Annotated in this window: 14 protein-coding genes; 2 read left to right on the top strand and 12 right to left on the bottom strand. The window is 63.7% G+C overall.

Translation table 11 applies throughout. From position 1 onward, the window contains the following. Positions 1 to 4: 4 nt before the first annotated feature. Together LB523_RS00160 and LB523_RS00155 are read right to left on the bottom strand one after the other, a co-directional pair. Positions 5 to 2,080 carry a hydantoinase/oxoprolinase family protein gene (locus LB523_RS00160; RefSeq protein WP_224600484.1) on the bottom strand — a complete coding sequence of 692 codons (2,076 nt, stop codon included), beginning with the start codon at positions 2,078 to 2,080 and terminating at the stop codon, positions 5 to 7. A gap of 90 nt (positions 2,081 to 2,170) precedes the next feature. Next, positions 2,171 to 3,076: a LysR family transcriptional regulator gene (locus LB523_RS00155; protein WP_224600483.1), complete on the bottom strand. Its 906-nt coding sequence runs from the start codon at positions 3,074 to 3,076 to the stop codon at positions 2,171 to 2,173. A 111-nt stretch (positions 3,077 to 3,187) separates the two neighbouring features. Here LB523_RS00155 and LB523_RS00150 point away from each other — a divergent pair, with 111 nt between their 5' ends. Further along, entirely contained in the window at positions 3,188 to 4,306 is a 1,119-nt protein-coding gene (locus LB523_RS00150) for an NAD(P)/FAD-dependent oxidoreductase (protein ID WP_224600482.1), read from the top strand. A gap of 513 nt (positions 4,307 to 4,819) precedes the next feature. Here the strand turns inward: LB523_RS00150 and speD are convergent. The 10 genes from speD to LB523_RS00100 form a co-directional block, all read right to left on the bottom strand. Then, a complete protein-coding gene (gene speD / locus LB523_RS00145; RefSeq protein WP_224600481.1) occupies positions 4,820 to 5,200 on the bottom strand; it encodes an adenosylmethionine decarboxylase in 381 nt (126 codons plus the stop codon). Beyond that, complete coding sequence (locus tag LB523_RS00140) at positions 5,200 to 6,327, bottom strand: hypothetical protein (RefSeq protein ID WP_224600480.1); 1,128 nt, start codon at positions 6,325 to 6,327, stop codon at positions 5,200 to 5,202. Before LB523_RS00140 ends, speD begins: the two co-directional genes overlap by 1 nt. Then, positions 6,324 to 7,958 (bottom strand): FAD-dependent oxidoreductase, encoded by a 1,635-nt coding sequence (locus tag LB523_RS00135; RefSeq protein WP_224600479.1) that lies wholly within the window; start codon positions 7,956 to 7,958, stop codon positions 6,324 to 6,326. Before LB523_RS00135 ends, LB523_RS00140 begins: the two co-directional genes overlap by 4 nt. A 27-nt stretch (positions 7,959 to 7,985) precedes the next feature. Continuing rightward, on the bottom strand, positions 7,986 to 9,497 hold the full coding sequence (locus LB523_RS00130; RefSeq protein WP_224600478.1) for a polyamine aminopropyltransferase: 1,512 nt from the start codon (positions 9,495 to 9,497) through the stop codon (positions 7,986 to 7,988). A gap of 36 nt (positions 9,498 to 9,533) precedes the next feature. Continuing rightward, on the bottom strand, positions 9,534 to 9,761 hold the full coding sequence (locus tag LB523_RS00125) for a DUF350 domain-containing protein (RefSeq protein ID WP_224600477.1): 228 nt from the start codon (positions 9,759 to 9,761) through the stop codon (positions 9,534 to 9,536). Between the two features lie 9 nt (positions 9,762 to 9,770). After that, positions 9,771 to 9,908 (bottom strand): hypothetical protein, encoded by a 138-nt coding sequence (locus tag LB523_RS00120; RefSeq protein ID WP_224600476.1) that lies wholly within the window; start codon positions 9,906 to 9,908, stop codon positions 9,771 to 9,773. Between the two features lie 16 nt (positions 9,909 to 9,924). Next, positions 9,925 to 11,238 (bottom strand): DUF4178 domain-containing protein, encoded by a 1,314-nt coding sequence (locus LB523_RS00115; protein WP_224600475.1) that lies wholly within the window; start codon positions 11,236 to 11,238, stop codon positions 9,925 to 9,927. Then, the gene (locus tag LB523_RS00110; protein ID WP_224600474.1) at positions 11,238 to 11,783 is read right to left on the bottom strand and encodes a DUF4178 domain-containing protein; all 546 of its coding nucleotides are present in this window, start codon (positions 11,781 to 11,783) and stop codon (positions 11,238 to 11,240) included. Before LB523_RS00110 ends, LB523_RS00115 begins: the two co-directional genes overlap by 1 nt. Before the next feature lie 209 nt (positions 11,784 to 11,992). Further along, positions 11,993 to 13,003, bottom strand: a complete 1,011-nt coding sequence (locus tag LB523_RS00105) for an SPFH domain-containing protein (RefSeq protein WP_224600473.1) — start codon at positions 13,001 to 13,003, stop codon at positions 11,993 to 11,995. Between the two features lie 320 nt (positions 13,004 to 13,323). Then, positions 13,324 to 14,385: a recombinase family protein gene (locus LB523_RS00100; protein ID WP_224600981.1), complete on the bottom strand. Its 1,062-nt coding sequence runs from the start codon at positions 14,383 to 14,385 to the stop codon at positions 13,324 to 13,326. Positions 14,386 to 14,500: 115 nt separating this feature from the next. Here LB523_RS00100 and LB523_RS00095 point away from each other — a divergent pair, with 115 nt between their 5' ends. Further along, positions 14,501 to 16,036, top strand: a complete 1,536-nt coding sequence (locus LB523_RS00095; RefSeq protein WP_224600472.1) for an L-aspartate oxidase — start codon at positions 14,501 to 14,503, stop codon at positions 16,034 to 16,036. The last annotated feature ends 2 nt before the right edge of the window (positions 16,037 to 16,038 follow it).

Raw genomic sequence — 16,038 nt, 5'->3', positions numbered from 1 at the left:
GGCGTCACTCCGCGAAGGTCAGCAGAAGGTTGAGATGGCGGTCGACGCGCGCCCGCGCTCCGGCGGGGATGGCGAAGGTCGTGTCTTCCTGGACGACCACGGCAGGTCCGTTAAACGTACTGCCAGGCACCAGCGTCTGCCGGTCGTGGAGGTCGACGGTCTCGACGCCAAGGCCCGTATAGACCGGCAGCCGGCGCGTCGGGCTGGCCAAGGCTTCGATCTCATCGGCCTCCGGGAAGGAGAGCGCAGGCCCTGCGCCGATTGCCGACAGCCGGACGTTCACAAGCTCGATCGCGCCGTCGGGATCGTGGAAGTAGTAAAGCTGCTGATGAGTGAGGTGGAAGGCCTGCGCGATGGCCGCCGCATCATCCGCCAGCCATTGCGGCGACAGCACGACCTCGATCTCGTAACTCTGCCCGATATAGCGCATGTCGCAGGTGAGGTTGAACTGAGCCACCGCGTCGTGCCCCTGCGCGGCGAGCCAGTCGCGGCCCTCTTGCGCGAGCGCTTCGAAGGCCTCGCGGATGACGGGGAGCGACGCGGTCGACAGCGGCGCGAAGATGGTGCGGATGAAGTCGCCGCGCAGGTCCGCCACCAGCCCACCGAGCGCCGAAACCACGCCCGGCCGGCGCGGCGCCATCACTCGTTTCATCCCAAGCTCTCGGGCGAGGAAGGCGCCGAGCATCGGGCCGCCGCCGCCGAAAGGCATCAGCGTGAAATCGCGCAGGTCCACACCGGCGCGCGAGGCGAGCTTCTCGACCTCGACGAACATTTCCGACACCGCGACGTCGAGGATCGCCTGCGCGGTCTGCTCGACCGAGCGTCCTAGCCTGGCGGCGAGTTCACCGATGGCGCGATGCGCCAATCCGTTGTCGATCCTGAGCTGGCCGTAGGCCATCTCGCTGTGGCCGAGCCATCCGCACACCACCATGGCGTCCGTCACCGTCGCCCGGTCGCCGCCGCGGCCGTAGCAGGCCGGCCCCGGCGTCGAACCGGCCGATTCCGGCCCGACCCGCAGCACGCCTTGCGCGTCGACGCTGGCGATCGAGCCGCCGCCGACGCCGATCGAGCTCACCGACACCGATGGGATGTGGAGCGGAAACTCGCCGATCAGCTCGCCGGTGCCGAACTGCGCCTCGCCGTCGATGATGAGCGCAAAGTCTGCCGAGGTCCCGCCGATGTCGAGGGTAAGGACCCTGTCCTCGCCGGCCTGACGCGCCAGCCACGAGGCGCCAATGACCCCGGAGGCGGTTCCCGACAGGAGCATGTTGACGCAGGCGCGCTTGCCCTCGGCGGCGTTCATCAACCCGCCATTCGATTTCGTCAGCATCGGCCGGGCCGGCACGCCGCGGCGGTGTAGCCGCTCTTCCAGCGCCGTCAGGTAGCCGGAGACGCGCGGATGGACATAGCCGTTCAGAATGGCGGTCGAGCTGCGCTCATATTCGCGGATCACCGGCCACACCTCGGCCGAGGTGAAGACGAAGAGCTCGGGCGCGAGCCGCGCGATCGCCGCCTTCACCGAAGCCTCCTGCGCGGCGTTGCGCCAGGCGTGGAGGAAGGAGACGATGATCCCCTGCGCGCCATTCGCCTTCGCCGCGCCCACTGCCCGCTCCACCGCCGCCATGTCCGGCGCCTGCGATTCAGCTCCATCGGCGCGCATGCGGACCGGGATACCGAACACCATGTCGCGCGAGACCAGCGGCTCCGGGCGCGCGCAGAACAGCGAATACATGTCCGGCATGCGAAGCCGCGCCAGTTCGATCACATCCTCGAAGCCCGCATTGGTGAACAGCGCCAGCGGCGCGCCCTTGCGCTGGATGATGGTGTTGATCCCGACGGTGGTGCCATGCACGAAGCGCGTCATGCGGGTCGGATCGAAGCCTTCGCGTTCAGAGAGAAGGCCAAGACCCGTCATCAGCTCGGCGCCTGGATCCTCCGGCGTCGTCAGCACCTTCAGCGAGGCGACTCGTCCGGAATTGGCTTCGAGCGCGCAGAAGTCGATGAAGGTCCCGCCGATATCGACGCCGACCTTCCAGTCGGCCCCGCTTTGCGTCTCACCTGTCGCGATGGCACGATCCATGATGCGTCCCTTCCTATCTGCCCGCAGGAAGCTGGCACGACCGGACGGTCCGGGTCCAAGATGGATGATGGGCAAGCATATAAGCCTTGCTTATGCAATCGTCTCGACGCCACCCAGTGCAACTGAACAGGCCAGACGGATCTGGTCGCGCATCATCTCGTCGGCCCGCGAAAGCGCCCGCGTACGCGAGGTGAGCAGCGCGATAGGAAATTCCGGTCCGGCCGCGAGTGGCCTGACGGCAAGCCCGGCAAACTGGTGCCAGGGCAGCAGCGCGTCGACCAGGCCAATGCCCAGACCGGCCTGGACGAAACTGACCGCGGAGATGGAGACATCGATCTCCAGCGACGGCGAGAGCGCCACACCTTGCGCGCGGGCAGCGTGGGCCAGTTCGTCAGCGGGACGGGTGTTGCCGCGATAGGATATCAGCTCCTCGCCGACGAGATCGGCCAGCGTCAACTCGGTTTTCCCGGCCAAGACATGCCCGGCGGGCAGCAGGCAGGCGAAGCCGACGCTGCCGAGGACCTCAGCCTCGATATCGGGAGGCAGACGGTCGTCCAAGGCCACGCCGAGGCTGGCATCGCCGGCGCGCAGCATGTCGACGATCGCGGCGATCGGCGCGCTGTGGGAACGCAGCAATATGTCGGGATGCTGCGCCCGGAATGCGGTGAAGGCGCGCGGCAAGATCGCCATGGCCGGCGGCGGCGAGGCCGCCACTCGCACCAGCCCGGTCCGGCCAAGCCGCAGGTCGGTGGTCTTGCGGCGCAGGCCGTCGAGCCCCGCCGACAAACGCTCGGCATCGGCGAAGAGCTCGAGCGCTTCCGGCGTCGGCCGCAGCCGGCCCTTCACGCGCTCGAACAGCGTGAAGCCGAGCTCATCCTCTGTATGGAGCAGGATTTGGCTGAGCGCAGGCTGCGAGATGTTCAGCATCCGCGCCGCGGCAGTCACGGTGCCCGCGCGCATGACGGCAATGAACACTTCGAGCTGCCGGGCCCGCAATTCCAACTCCATAGGTCGAGCTTATGGCTTTCGTCCAAACCTATCTTTGACGCAATGAAGCGGCGCGGACAAGATCGCGTGAGGATCGAATGCTATTTGCAAGGAGCCGCCATGGATGTGATCGTGCTGGGCGGCGGCCTGATAGGGACGGCTTCGGCCTATTTCCTCGCCCGGCGAGGCGCGCGCGTGACGCTGATCGAGCGCAACCGGATCGGCAGCGGGGCGACCATCGCTTCGTTCGGCAACATCCGGCGCACCGGCCGCCATTTGTCCCAGCTGCCGCTTGCCCATCGTTCGCTCACGCTCTGGGGCGAGGCCGAAAAAATGCTTGGCCGCGACGTGGAATTCCGGGCCACCGGTCACATCCGACTGATCTTCGATGAGGGAAGTCTTGCCGACATGCGGGCCTACGCTCAGGCGGCACGACCCTGGGGGCTCGAGCTGGAGGAACTGACCCCGCGCGAAATCCGCTCCCGGTTTCGCGGCCTCGGTCCTGAGGCGATCGCGGCGTCGTTCTCGCCGCATGACGGCAGCGGCAATCCGCGGCTGATCGCGCCGGCCTTTGCCGAAGCCGCCCGTAAGCTCGGCGCGGAAATCGTCCAGGACGCCGAAGTCGAGACGACGAAGCGCACTGGCTCCGGCTTCCTTGTCAACACTTCGAAAGGTGCGTTCGCCGCGGAGTGCCTGCTCAACGCCGCCGGCGCCTGGGGCGCGCGCGTCGCCGCGCAGTTCGGCGAACAGGTGCCGCTGGACGCGCGTGGCCCGCAGATGGGCGTGACCGAGCCGTTGCCGCACCGAATCCTGCCGGTGGTCGGCATCTGGACGCGCGACAAGGATCATGGCGCCTATCTGCGTCAGGTCGAACGCGGCAACATCGTCTTCGGCGGCGCGGCCGAGCGGGTGGCGGTGGACCTCGATCCCGGTTACGCAACCGCCGATCCCATGCGCCTTCCGGTGCAATTGCACGCAGTCGCGCGGCTGTTGCCGGCGATCGCGCGGGTCGCGGTCATTCGCACATGGTCGGGCTGCGAGGGCTATGTGCGCGACATGCTGCCGGTCATGGGACGCTCAATGGCGACGCCGGGCTTGTTCCATGCCTTCGGTTTCTGCGGGCATGGCTTCCAGCTCGGCCCGGGCGTGGGCGACGCCATGGCCGAGCTTATGATGACCGGCCGCTGCGAAACGCCGCTCGACGATTTCAGGATCGACCGCTTCGCCCGCGCAGCCTGACGAAGCGAATCGATTGCGATTGGCGTCCCCAGGCCACTAGCAATGACCGTTTTTGGGAAACGCCAGAGCCTACGCGGCGGCCGATATCAGCGCAAAGCTGCCATTCAGAGAAGATAATAAGATCGTCGAGTGGCTGGATCAGCTTCTTGAATCGACTTTGGCGAACTGCTTCGCAACCCATTGGCGAATAACGATCTTGTTAGAGTCTTTCATGTTTTGACGGGAATCCCTTCCGATTCAATCAAGCGATGAAACGCTCTAGTCGCTGAGGGACGGCCTTTACCACGGAAAATCAATAGTTTGCGGGCGGTTCGCCAGTTCATGTCCTTCGTATGATTCTGTGTGGTCTGTCGAACTCATTTTTGGCACTTTGGATTAAGACGTCGGCCGCAGCACGAAGCGGAGCATATAGCATCGCAAGTAGGTTGGTTGCGGGGACTGGCTTCCCTGCCCCGCCTCGGGAACAGCGTGTGGAATAGGGTGCTTGTGCCCTCGTCTTAACCCATTCGCGACCTACCCTCGCTTTTGCTCCGTGATCCTCCTTCTGGCGGGTGAGAACCACTTATCCAGCACGGGCAAGGCTTTGCGAGGGTCGCAGTGGCCGCACGTGAAAATATCGATAGCCGCATATCCGGTCTCGGGCCAAGTGTGGATGCTGATATGGGATTCAGCGAGCAAGGCGACCCCGGTGACGCCGCCGCTCTCACCGAAATTGTGCAACATGACGTCCAGCACGGTGGCGCCGCAAGCGGCAGCCGCCTCACGCAACGCGTGCCCGATCTCCTCGGCATCGCGCAGGCCGCGGCATTCCCAGAAATCGACGAGCAGATGCAGGCCGGGGGCGAAGGGGTGATCCTGCGCGCTCTGATGTTGACCGGTCGAATGAGCATCCATCACAACCGCCCTTGCCCCTGCGCGAACAGCACCTGCTTCCAATTGGTGTCCCTGGTCTGCAGGCGCCAGATTACGGCGTCGAGGATGTAATGGGTGGCCTGGGGCATGGCGAGCAGCGGCGCCAACCAGATCAGCGCATCAGAGGAACCTAGCGAAGGCAGAGTGCCGAATAAGCCGAAGAGATTGCCATGCTCACGCCAGACGAAGCCATCCCACAATCCCTCCTCCAGGTAGGCGAGGCCAAAGAGTGCGGCCATATAGAGCGGTACGGCTCGCCAGGTGAACAGATACGCGATCCACGGCGACACGAAGGAACTGCGCCTCCCCTGCAGCCGTGCCTGATTGCGGCCATAGCCCCAGATCAACGCTATGTAGGGGATGCCGTGGGCGATAATGTTGGTGCCCGTGAAGAGGAGATCGTTGTCAAACAGAACGATGCCAATGAACCAGGACGCCACAGTGCCGGCCAGCAGCAGATTGCGCGGCAGATTGAAGCCGATGCCCCGTCGGAGCAGCGCGGCTTCCTTGACGGCGTATGCAGCCAGGATGGCGCCATAAGCGAGGCCGGTAACGGTGGCGAGCAGAGGCAAATCCAGCCTGACGAAATCACCTTCGATGAACCAGGAGAATTGCCGATAGTGGCAGTGCCAGTAGATCAGCGGATAGAGCGTGGCGCCGTAAATCGCGGCCTTGTCGATGCGGCGGAAAAGCGGTGGCAGGCCGCGTTCCTTGCGCGCATAGATCATCATGAACCCATATTGCTGACGCACGAAGTGGAAGACGGCGGCATAGGCGAGCACACGCCAGAAGACCATGCTGCCGCACCAGTAGAGCAGGCAGCCGCCCAGCCAGGCCAGCAGCGGCGTCAAGCCGTAAAGCAAGGGCCGCGCGCTCAGCTCGGAGCGGTCGAGATAGGTGCGGAACAGCGTCGAATAAACGTGCGCGACGTCAACACCGACCACAAGCACCAGCCAGATCCAGGGCGACGTCTCGCCGGCCGCGCCAACAAACAGCGACCAGACTACGGCCGCCAGCGTTACCAGCAGCGCCGGCGCCAGGATAAAGCCCAGGTCGAAGCGGGCGGAGAATATCCAGGGCTGGGCCTTGAGGAAGGAATGCGCCATCATAGCACCGTCTCGAAGGGATGGCCCAAATAGGCCATGACATTCTCGGCCGCGCGAGCCCCATGCGTATAGGCTTCCTCGAAGATGGAGATGCCGCTCATATCCGAATGCGCGGTGAAGATGGGCGGCCTCTGGGCGAGGCTGGCGCGCCGCTCAGCGCCCCAGATGAAGCCCGGTACCGGCCGGATCATCGCGTGTCCCCACACCCAGACGTCGACCCGCCGGACATGGCCTTCGAGTTCGGGATGGACCGCAAGAAGCTCCTTGAGGAAAATGTCCTGCCAAGCATGCAGCGGCCGCGCAATCGCCTCCTGGCGCGCCTGCTCCGGCGGCAGGTGGCTGAGCGGCCAGTAATAGGTCAAAACCGTCTTCGTCGGGCGCAGCTGAGTGATCTGGTGGGTGGCCACGACATAGCCAAGCAAAGGGCTGTCGAAGACGACATTGTCCCAGCTCAGGCCGGCTCCTGTGCCGCCCGGCAGGCTGTCGAGTGTGATATTGGCCACCGCCCAGGGCGCATAGGAGAAGCCGGCGGCAAACGCCGCATCCTTCATCAGCCGTGCCGTGACGAAATGCGGCGTCGCGAGCACCACCGCTTTCGCCTCGACTCGGAAGGTCTTGTCCGCAGCCGCATCCCACACGTCGACGGCCACGCCCGTTCCATCTGTTTCGACGGCAAAGGCCAGCGCCCTCGGCTGCACGCGCGGGCCGAGGACCTTGGCGAGGCGCTGCGCAAGGTAGCCGTTGCCCTCCGGCCAGGTGACCAGGCCTTGATCCTCGGCATCGGCCGCCCTGCCGTTGCGGGAAGCAAAATAATGAATCCCGGCCCAGGCCGAGACATCCTTCGAGCGCGTGCCGTAGTCGTCGCGGCAGCAATAGTCGACATACCAGGCGAGATCTGGCGAACGATAGTTTTCGCGCTGCATCCAGTTGGTCATGGAGATGGCGTCGAGCGCCATCAAGTCGGCATCCTGCGAACTGAGGTCGATCGGGATGGCGAAGGCGCGGCGCCCGTCGCTGCCGACGCGCCGGCGAAAGTCGCGCATTGTGGCAAAGAAGCGCCCGATCTCCGAATCTTCCTGTGCCGTTATGCCTATCGCCGGCACTAGGCCGTCCTGCCAGCGCCCGTAGCGGTAGAGGCGCTCGGAAGGTGCCGCGCAAAGGGCGTATTCGTCGTAGACCGGCGCGCCATTGGGACCTTGACCGGTGATGATGCCGAAATCCTCGAACAGCGCCCGCACCGCCTTGGCTTCCTGCGTGAGCAACGGCACATAGTGGGCACCCCACGGAAAGGCCGAGACCTCGTTGCGGCCGCTGGCGGCATTGCCGCCGGGGGCGGCTTCGAGATCGAGCAGCAGAAAGTCGTCATAACCGGCCTTGGCAAGGCGGTAGCCAGCGGCCAGCCCCGCTATGCCGCCGCCCACAATGACGATACCGGTCCGGTGGATTTCGCCCGGAGCGGCGAAGGTGCCGCCTCGCAGCTTGTGGCCAACGGAGGAGGAGGCGCCGACCAGTTTCCCGGGCACCGCGCCGCTCTGCTCGCCGCCCGAAAGCGCCCGCGCGGCCAGCCCGGTACCGGCGAGGCCGAGCGAGGCGACGCCGAGCGCCAGGAACTGCTTGCGGGTGATGCGGCTCATGGCAAGGCCACCCCCGTGCGCCGGCTGTTAGTAAATGAGGTAATCGCCCCACTCCTCATCGAAATAGCGCACGAGGGGCTGGTCATCGAGGCGCTGTATGGCTGTGGCGACATGCGCCATGTCGGGTGGAAATTGGAACATCGCCTGCATGGTCGGCAGGTCGAGGAAGCGCAAGCCTTCAGGCAGATGGTCCGGCACCCTGTAAGGCGAAAACGAGCCGATGATGAAGCCCCACTCGCCGAAGGACGGCACGAACAGATGATAGGCGGCGGTCTGGTAGCCAGCCGCGGCAAGCGTGTTGTCGACGCACCAGAAGGATTTGCGCGCGATGAGCGGCGAGGTGCTCTGGATGACGACGATGCCGTCATCGTTCAGTGCCGATTTCAGCTGGCGATAGAACGTGAGCGAGTAGAGCTTGCCGATCGAGAAATTGGAAGGATCCGGCAGGTCGATTATCACGGCATCAAAACGCTGATCGGCTGGTTTCTGCTCCCGCAGCCAGAGAAAGGCGTCGGCGTTGATGAGCGTCAGTTTGGGCGACAACAAGGAGCCGCCATTCAACGCCTTCATCATCTCGTTGCTGGAAAATAGGCGCGTCATGGCGGGGTCGAGATCGACCATGGTCACGGCTTCGACGGCCGGATATTTCAACACTTCGCGCAGCGCCAGCCCGTCGCCGCCGCCGATGATCAGCACCTTGCGCGGCGCATTCAGCGCGCTCATCACCGGATGCACCAGCGCTTCATGGTAGCGATATTCGTCCAGCAACGAGAATTGCAGGTTCGAGTTGAGGAAGAGTCGGATATCGTGCTGCTGGCGAGTGACCACGATGCGCTGGTAGGGCGTGGACTCGGCGAAGATCACCGTGCCCGGATAAATGGCTGCCTCCGAGATCGACTGGATGCGTTCCGACCAGACGAAGCCGGCCGCCAGTAGGGCCAGGAGGATGAAGCCTGCCGCCTTATGCGCGTTCCGCCGCGGTATCATCTCGGCCTTGAGGGCATACAGCATCCAGATCGCCACCATAGTGTTGAGGATGCCGAACAGAAAGGCGGAGCGGATCAGGCCGAGATGCGGCACCAGCACCAGCGGGAAAAGCAGCGAGGCGAAGAGCGCGCCGATATAGTCGAAGGTGAAGACCTTGGAGACCAGATCCTTGAAGGCAAGCCGCCCTTCCAGAATGCGCAGAAGCAGGGGAATTTCGACGCCGACCAGAATGCCGATCACGCCGACCAGGAAATAAAGCCAGAGGCGGAAGGAGGCGACCTGATCGAACAGTATGAAGAGCGCGGCAGCGGAGGAACCGCCAATCGCCCCGACCATCAATTCGATGCGGACAAAATAAGCCAGCAGGTTGCGTTCGATGTAGCGCGAGAGCCATGACCCTACACCCATCGCAAACAGATAGGCGCCGATGATGGTGGAGAACTGCGTGACGGAATCGCCGAGCAGGTAGCTCGCCAGCGTGCCGGCGATCAATTCGTAGACAAGCCCGCAGGTCGCGATGACGAAGGCCGAAAAGAGAAGCAGGATTTCCACGAAAGCGCCTTACGCCAACTCGCCCAGGATCGTCCGTCAGCCGTGAATGGCCGAGGCGATAATGATGGCGATGCCGATCGCTACGGCCCCCAGGAAGATCGCCAGCGCCATGTTCTGCTTCTCGCAGATTTCTTTCCAGACGTGCACCTTCGGGGTGAGCAGATCAAGCAGCACGAAGGCAATGACGAAGACGACGAGGCCCAGGCCTGAATAGACCAAAGAGGCAACGACGAGTTTCAAATCGATCAGGCCAATCACATTCATCGAAGCCCCCTATTTGTGATATTCGTTGACGCCACGGTTGGCGGTCTGCTTGCCGTTGAACATCGCGGTCAGCGCATAGCCGCTGAAATTGGCGGTGGACATGCCGAGCACGACCAGCGCGGCGTAGATCATCTGCAGCTTGCTCATGTGTTTCCCCTTTGCATTACTCGGCCACGCCACCCTTTTCCCAACGCGACTTCTCGAACAGCATGCGCCGGACCAAGCTGATGCCCGGTACGGCCAGCAACAGCGCAACGGCGATCAGATAATTCGACCAGACAGGTACATCGTAGAAGATGCTGATGTTAACGGGCTGCGCTGGCAAGGGCGCCGACGACAGCGGCAATGCCGACGATGTGGCGAACAGTCCGGCGTCGGGGTCGATCAGCAATTTGTAGGTGCCGGGCGGCACCGGCGGCAGCAGCGTCGAAGCGCTATTGCCGCCTTCCTCCCAGGCGCCGTCGGAATCGGTCCCGCTATAGTGCTCTATCGATTGAAAAACCGGATAGCTCTCGTTGGTTTCGACATTGACGAGCGACATGTCGAGCTCGAGCCAGTCATTGTTGAGATAGGAGTTGGTCTCGATCTCGATGTTGCCGCTCCTGTTCAACCGAAACGTTCCGGATGACAGGGTTTTGTCCTTGTCGGCCGCCGTCAAATTGTAGGTCTGCGAGTTGACGAGCGCGTTCGCCGAGATCGCCAGCAAGGTGAACTGCAACATGGTGGCCGCGATCAGCGCCAGGACAGTGACCGTCAGTGAGGGTTTGTGCGGATTGACCTGGCTCGCTCCGACGGACGAGGGCGCGCGCATGGACACATTGAAGGCGGCGCCGATGAGGCGCGCGTCGATATACTCGCCTTCGGAGACGATGATCTCCTCGTCGTTTTTCTCCACCATCAACCGGTAGGGCGGCGCGATGTAATCGGTCGCGGCGGTGACATCCGAGGTCGATGCGCGCCAGAAGAATTCCCCGGCCACATAAGTGGTAAGCGCGAAGCCTTTGCTGAAGAACTGGTAGCTGCGCCCATTCGCGTCGATCCAGCCCTGGTTGCCCGCACCCGGCACATCGCGGTTGAGCATTTTGACTAAGGTCCAGTGGCCATATTCCTCGGCAAGGAAGCGGTAGCCTTGGTAGGGATTGAACAGCAGGTACTCGGTCCACTGGAAATCGCCCGGGCCGTCGCAGCGTCGCATATAGCCGACCACTTCCCACTCGACGTCTTTGAGCCGCCCCCGCGCACCGATTGGGATCTCGGCGACTTGCATCGCCGACTGTGCCGTCTGGATGATGCTCAGGTTCTCGTCGGCCACATCGATTAGAGACGAGCACTGGCTGCAGGTGGCGGTGACCGATTGGCCGACCGCGCGCAGGGTGACCGGGCCGCCGCAGTTCGGACAGGCGAAGGTGCGCGGCCGGCCGAGTGGACGCGGCGGAACCGGCTGAGCGGACAGCGGGAGGGAGGGCTGGCCTTCCATCACCATCCCTCTAACGGTCGCAGATTGGTGAAACGGAAGGCATCCCATTCCACATAGCGGCCGACATAAGCGCGGGCCTCGTGGCCATCATGATCCAGCGTGGCGAACTCGCCATCCTTGCCGATGCAGTCAATTGCAACCGTCCGCCGGCCCTTGGGCGCGGTGAAGGGCAGTTCGCCCTCCGATCCCAGACAGGTCGCGAGCTTGATATCGACCGCGCGCAGCGTAGCGCCGCCGAGTTGGACCATGAAGCCGGGCCTAGCCTCGGTGGCTGGCTTGCCGCCCGTCAGCAACGCGTGGCAGTGATTGAGCGTTACCTCGACGTCCCGGGGCAAGGCACTTTGCAGTTCGAAGCTTATGGAGAAGGATCCTTGCGCTTCGCCGATCCAGCCGCGCCGGCCATCTGCCATCAAAAGGTGCCACTCGTTCCACAACCCGTCGCGCCAGCCGATCTTCAGCCGCCCGATGAGCGCGAAGGGCTGCTCCTCGAAATATCCACCGCTGCCGATCTGCAGCGGGCTCATGTCGTCAGGCAGCGCGGCCATCACCCCGATCGACCTCACGTCGACATCAGTGCGCACCACCATCGACTGGCAATAGGCGCAGACGGCATAAACCGATTGCGCCGATCGGAAGACGACATCCGCTCCGCAGGACGGGCAGTGGAACTTGCGCATGAAGACCCTGAGTTTAGCGATTGGCCGCGCCGGGAATCCCAGCACTGCAAGCTTCAAAAACTCAACCCCCCGAGGGCTCACTTGATCCGTGACAGCAGTTCGGCCTTCTTGGCGTCGAATTCCTGCTGCGTCAGAATTCCCTTGGCCAGCAGGTCGCCAAGCTTTTCCAGAAGCTGGATCGGATCTTCAGCCGGTTGGGCCGAAGATGGACTCTGCGATGTGCCAGCGGCGGCATTGCCAAGACCCTGGGCCATCGCCTGGCCGATCGCAAGCCCGGCCCCCAGACCCGCTCCCGCACCAGCCAGGCCGCCGGGATTCTCGGCGGCAATCGGTATCGATTCGGCGGTCTGGAACTGGGCGTAGCGATTGAGATCGCCCAGGATGTTCATCGAACTTACCTTGTCGAGGATACGTTGCAGTTCCTCAGGCAGCGATAGGCTCTGCACGTAGAAGCTTTTGACGTCGATGCCGTAGGCCCGGAGCACCGGCTCGATCGCCTCCTCGAGTTGCTTCGAGAAGGCTTCCTGATTGGCGGCCATGTCGATGAAACCGACGCTGCTCTGGCCGAGAGCCGTGGCGATGGCGGTGAGGATGATGCCGCGCAACTGCCCTTCGATCATTTCGGACGTGGAGCGCTCGGCCGTACCGGCAAGGCGGGACCAGAACAGCTCTACATCGCCAATGGCATAGGAATAGTTGCCAAAGGCGCGGATACGGATTGGCCCGTATTCCTTGTCGCGGATGGTCAGGGGCTGGGTGGTGCCCCATTTGCGGTCGATCTGGTCCCTGGTATCGAAGAAATACACGTCCGACTTGAAAGGCGACTCGAAGAACTTGTCCCAGTTCTTGAGATAGGTCAGGACCGGAAGTGTCTGGGTGGTCAGTGTATAGGTGCCCGGCCCGAAGATGTCGGCTATCTTACCTTCATTGAAGAAGGCCGCCTTCTGCGTTTCTCGCACAACGAGCTGGGCACGGTTCTGTATTTCCATGCCGGACATTGGAAAACGATAGGCCAATACGCCCGGCTCGTCTGCGGTCCACTGGATGACGTCGATAAATTGTTTGGAGATGAAGTCCAGAATGCCCATGCCCGTTTGCTCCGTTTCAGCGAACGTAAGACAGCCTATTCACCCAGCACGGCTGCAATAGGGAAGACTGACCTAGTTTTCAAAGCACCGCACAACTTTAGTAACTGGTGGCCAGCACCGAACACAACCAATTTGTGAGATTAGCCCCACTCTGTTTTTGCGTCAGTTGAGGGACAGGATTGAGGGCATGATGTCGCTGAGGCGTTCGGGTCGACCGTTGGCCTGAACGGCTCCCGGCGAAGATGCGACCTAAGGCTCGAAAAGCTTCCAAGCGTCAGACGCCCTAGGCGACGGTCCCCGGAACGCAAAAACCGCCCCGGTCAGACCGGGACGGTTATAGATTTACGATAAAATTGGTTGCGGGGACCCGCAACCCCTTTTGTCATAACACCGTCAGGCTTCTGACTTTGGTCAGGTTTGGCGAATTCGAGAATGCCGAACAACTCGCCACGCACCTCGGCATGAACCTGGCCGCGCTTGTCGCCGGGCGTGAGCACGATCTCTCCGATCAACGAGCGCAGCGCCTCGGCGGCTGGACGCCCGCCCTCATGGTCAGCGAGCGTTTGCGTGAGTTGCTCGACCCGCCTGGCGTAAAGAGTGGCGATGCTGGGATGCAGGTCGGGCACGCCAGTCGGCGCCAGTGCTAGACGCGCGGCGATCTCCGCCTTCTGCCTCTCCAGGTCTTCCATTCTCGCTTTCATTGAAGGTTGGTAAAGGCCATCCTCGATCGCGGCCATAATGCCGGCAATGACGCGCTCGATCTTGTCGAGCGCCTTGCGGTCCTGTTCGCCTTGTGCGCGACGCTCCTGGTTGAGGCGGTTGGTCTCCTGCGCATAGGCTCTGATTGCCTCGGCCACGGCATCGGCCGAGACGAGCCTCTCCTTCAGCCCAGCGAGGACGCGCTGCTCGATCTTCTCGCGCGCGATAGTGCGGCCGTTGTCGCAGATGCCACGGCGCTGGTGATTGAGGCAGGCATAGCGCTCGCGTGTGAACAGGCCGTAGCGCCCGCCGCAGCAGCCGCAGATGAGCAAGCCGGAAAGAAGGGAAACCGGCCGCTTCATGGTATGCAACTTCCTGGCACGGGCCTTGCGCGTGGCGATGGTCACCGCCTCGAACTGGCTGGCGATGGATTTCTGTCTCTCCTTCACGGCCTGCCACAATTCGTCATCGACGATCCTGAGATGCGGCACCTCGGTGCGGATCCATTTGGCGGCCGGATTGGCCCGGGAGACGCGCTTGCCGGTGGCGGGATCCTTGATGAAGTGCAGGCGGTTCCAAACCAGCACACCGGTATAGAGTTCGTTGTTGATGACGCCGGTGCCCCGGATCACATGTCCCCGCACGCTGGTATCGCCCCAGTGACCGCCGAGCGGACCAGGAATGTTCTCTTTATTAAGGTCGACGGCGAGCCGCGCTCGAGGAGAACCGCCACGTCGTGACTATCGATCCGCGTGTCGCCGAGCGGGCGCGCTGGGCGGTCGAGCGAATGCTGACAATATGAGCGTGCTCGACCTCCATGGTCGACCAGTCGTTATTGGCGGCGGCACTGCGGGACTGATGACAGCGCTTCATCTCGCACCGGAGCCGGTCGTCATCATCTCCAAGGCCTCTTTGGGCGATGAAACCTCCAGCGTGCTTGCCCAGGGCGGGCTGGCGGCAAGCCTCGGCGGCGACGACAATCCAGACCTTCATCTTGCCGACACGCTCGCAGCCGGGGATGGGCTTTGCGACGAGAAGGCCGCGAGGCGCGTCGTCGAAGCGGCTTCTCAAGCGATCGAATTCATCGAGCGGTTGGGCGTTGGCTTTGACCGCGGGCCGGACGACTCGTTGCTGCTCGGGCTCGAAGCCGCGCATTCGCGCCGGCGGATCGTTCATGCCGGCGGCGACGCCACCGGCCGGGAACTGGTGCGTGCGCTCGCAGTCGCTGTGCGGCGCACACCTTCGATAACGATCCTCGAAGGCGTCGAAGCCCGGCGCCTGTTCATCGAGGACGGCCAAATCACGGGCGTGCTCGTGGTTGGAGACGGCGACGCCGTCTCGCTTCCCACGGGCCGCGTGGTGCTCGCGACCGGCGGCGTTGGCGGGTTGTTCGACCACACGACGAACCCGCTCGGTTCGTTCGGCCAGGGCCTGGCGCTGGCCGCGCGTGCCGGCGCGGAGCTCGCCGATCTCGAGTTCGTGCAGTTCCATCCGACCGCGCTCGACGGCCCGCGGCGTCCGATGCCGTTGGTCAGCGAAGCGGTGAGTGGCGAAGGCGCGGTGCTCGTCGACGAGCACGGCCGGCGCTTTCTTGGCGACACACCAGGCGGCGAGCTCGCGTCGCGCGATGTCGTGGCGCGAGGCGTTTGGCGCGAGCTTCGCGCCGGACATCGCGTGTTCCTCGATGCGCAGCAGTGTCTCGGACCGAGATTCGCCGAACGCTTTCCGGCGATCGCATCGCTCTGCCGCGAGGCCGGAATCGATCCCGCCTTGCAGCCGATCCCCGTGCGTCCCGCCGCGCATTATCATATGGGCGGCGTGGTCGTGGATGCCGAGGGCCGCAGCACGGTTGCCGGCCTGTGGGCCTGTGGCGAGGTTGCCCGGACCGGGCTGCACGGCGCCAATCGCCTTGCCAGCAATTCGCTCATCGAAGCCGTAGTGTCCGCCGCCTGGGTCGCGGCAAGCGTCGCCGCCGCCTCTCCGGGCATGCCCAGGCGGCTGAAGCCCGCGATCGTGCCGCCGCGAGCTGATGCCTCGCGCATCCGCCCGGTTGTCTCACGCGCGCTCGGCATCGAACGCGACGGCGAAGCGCTGCGTAATGCTGCGAGAGCCCTGGCGCCGATTGCCAACGCAGGCGAAGCGGCGTCCGATCCCGCGCTTGTCGCGCTGATGATCACGATCGCCGCCCTTCGCCGCGAGGGAAGCCGGGGCTCGCACTTTCGGAGCGATTTCCCGCAGCGCGGTGCACGGCCACGATCGCTGCCGTTGACGCTCGACGAGGCCTTCAAGGTGTCAGTCGCCCTTAGCAACCCAGCCCCAGCAAGGATCGCTTAACA

The sequence above is a fragment of the Mesorhizobium sp. ESP-6-4 genome (assembly GCF_020164735.1).
Taxonomy (GTDB): domain Bacteria; phylum Pseudomonadota; class Alphaproteobacteria; order Rhizobiales; family Rhizobiaceae; genus Mesorhizobium.
This window is presented reverse-complemented; position numbering and strand designations above follow the sequence as displayed.

What these genes read in the sequence shown, in the direction of transcription:
- LB523_RS00160 (WP_224600484.1), bottom strand. Translation starts at nt 2,080, where the DNA reads ATGGATCGTGCCATCGCGACAGGTGAGACGCAAAGCGGGGCCGACTGG.
- LB523_RS00150 (WP_224600482.1), top strand. Translation starts at nt 3,188, where the DNA reads ATGGATGTGATCGTGCTGGGCGGCGGCCTGATAGGGACGGCTTCGGCC.
- speD (WP_224600481.1), bottom strand. Translation starts at nt 5,200, where the DNA reads ATGGATGCTCATTCGACCGGTCAACATCAGAGCGCGCAGGATCACCCC.
- LB523_RS00140 (WP_224600480.1), bottom strand. Translation starts at nt 6,327, where the DNA reads ATGATGGCGCATTCCTTCCTCAAGGCCCAGCCCTGGATATTCTCCGCC.
- LB523_RS00135 (WP_224600479.1), bottom strand. Translation starts at nt 7,958, where the DNA reads ATGAGCCGCATCACCCGCAAGCAGTTCCTGGCGCTCGGCGTCGCCTCG.
- LB523_RS00125 (WP_224600477.1), bottom strand. Translation starts at nt 9,761, where the DNA reads ATGAATGTGATTGGCCTGATCGATTTGAAACTCGTCGTTGCCTCTTTG.
- LB523_RS00120 (WP_224600476.1), bottom strand. Translation starts at nt 9,908, where the DNA reads ATGAGCAAGCTGCAGATGATCTACGCCGCGCTGGTCGTGCTCGGCATG.
- LB523_RS00115 (WP_224600475.1), bottom strand. Translation starts at nt 11,238, where the DNA reads ATGGAAGGCCAGCCCTCCCTCCCGCTGTCCGCTCAGCCGGTTCCGCCG.
- LB523_RS00110 (WP_224600474.1), bottom strand. Translation starts at nt 11,783, where the DNA reads ATGGCCGCGCTGCCTGACGACATGAGCCCGCTGCAGATCGGCAGCGGT.
- LB523_RS00105 (WP_224600473.1), bottom strand. Translation starts at nt 13,003, where the DNA reads ATGGGCATTCTGGACTTCATCTCCAAACAATTTATCGACGTCATCCAG.
- LB523_RS00095 (WP_224600472.1), top strand. Translation starts at nt 14,501, where the DNA reads ATGAGCGTGCTCGACCTCCATGGTCGACCAGTCGTTATTGGCGGCGGC.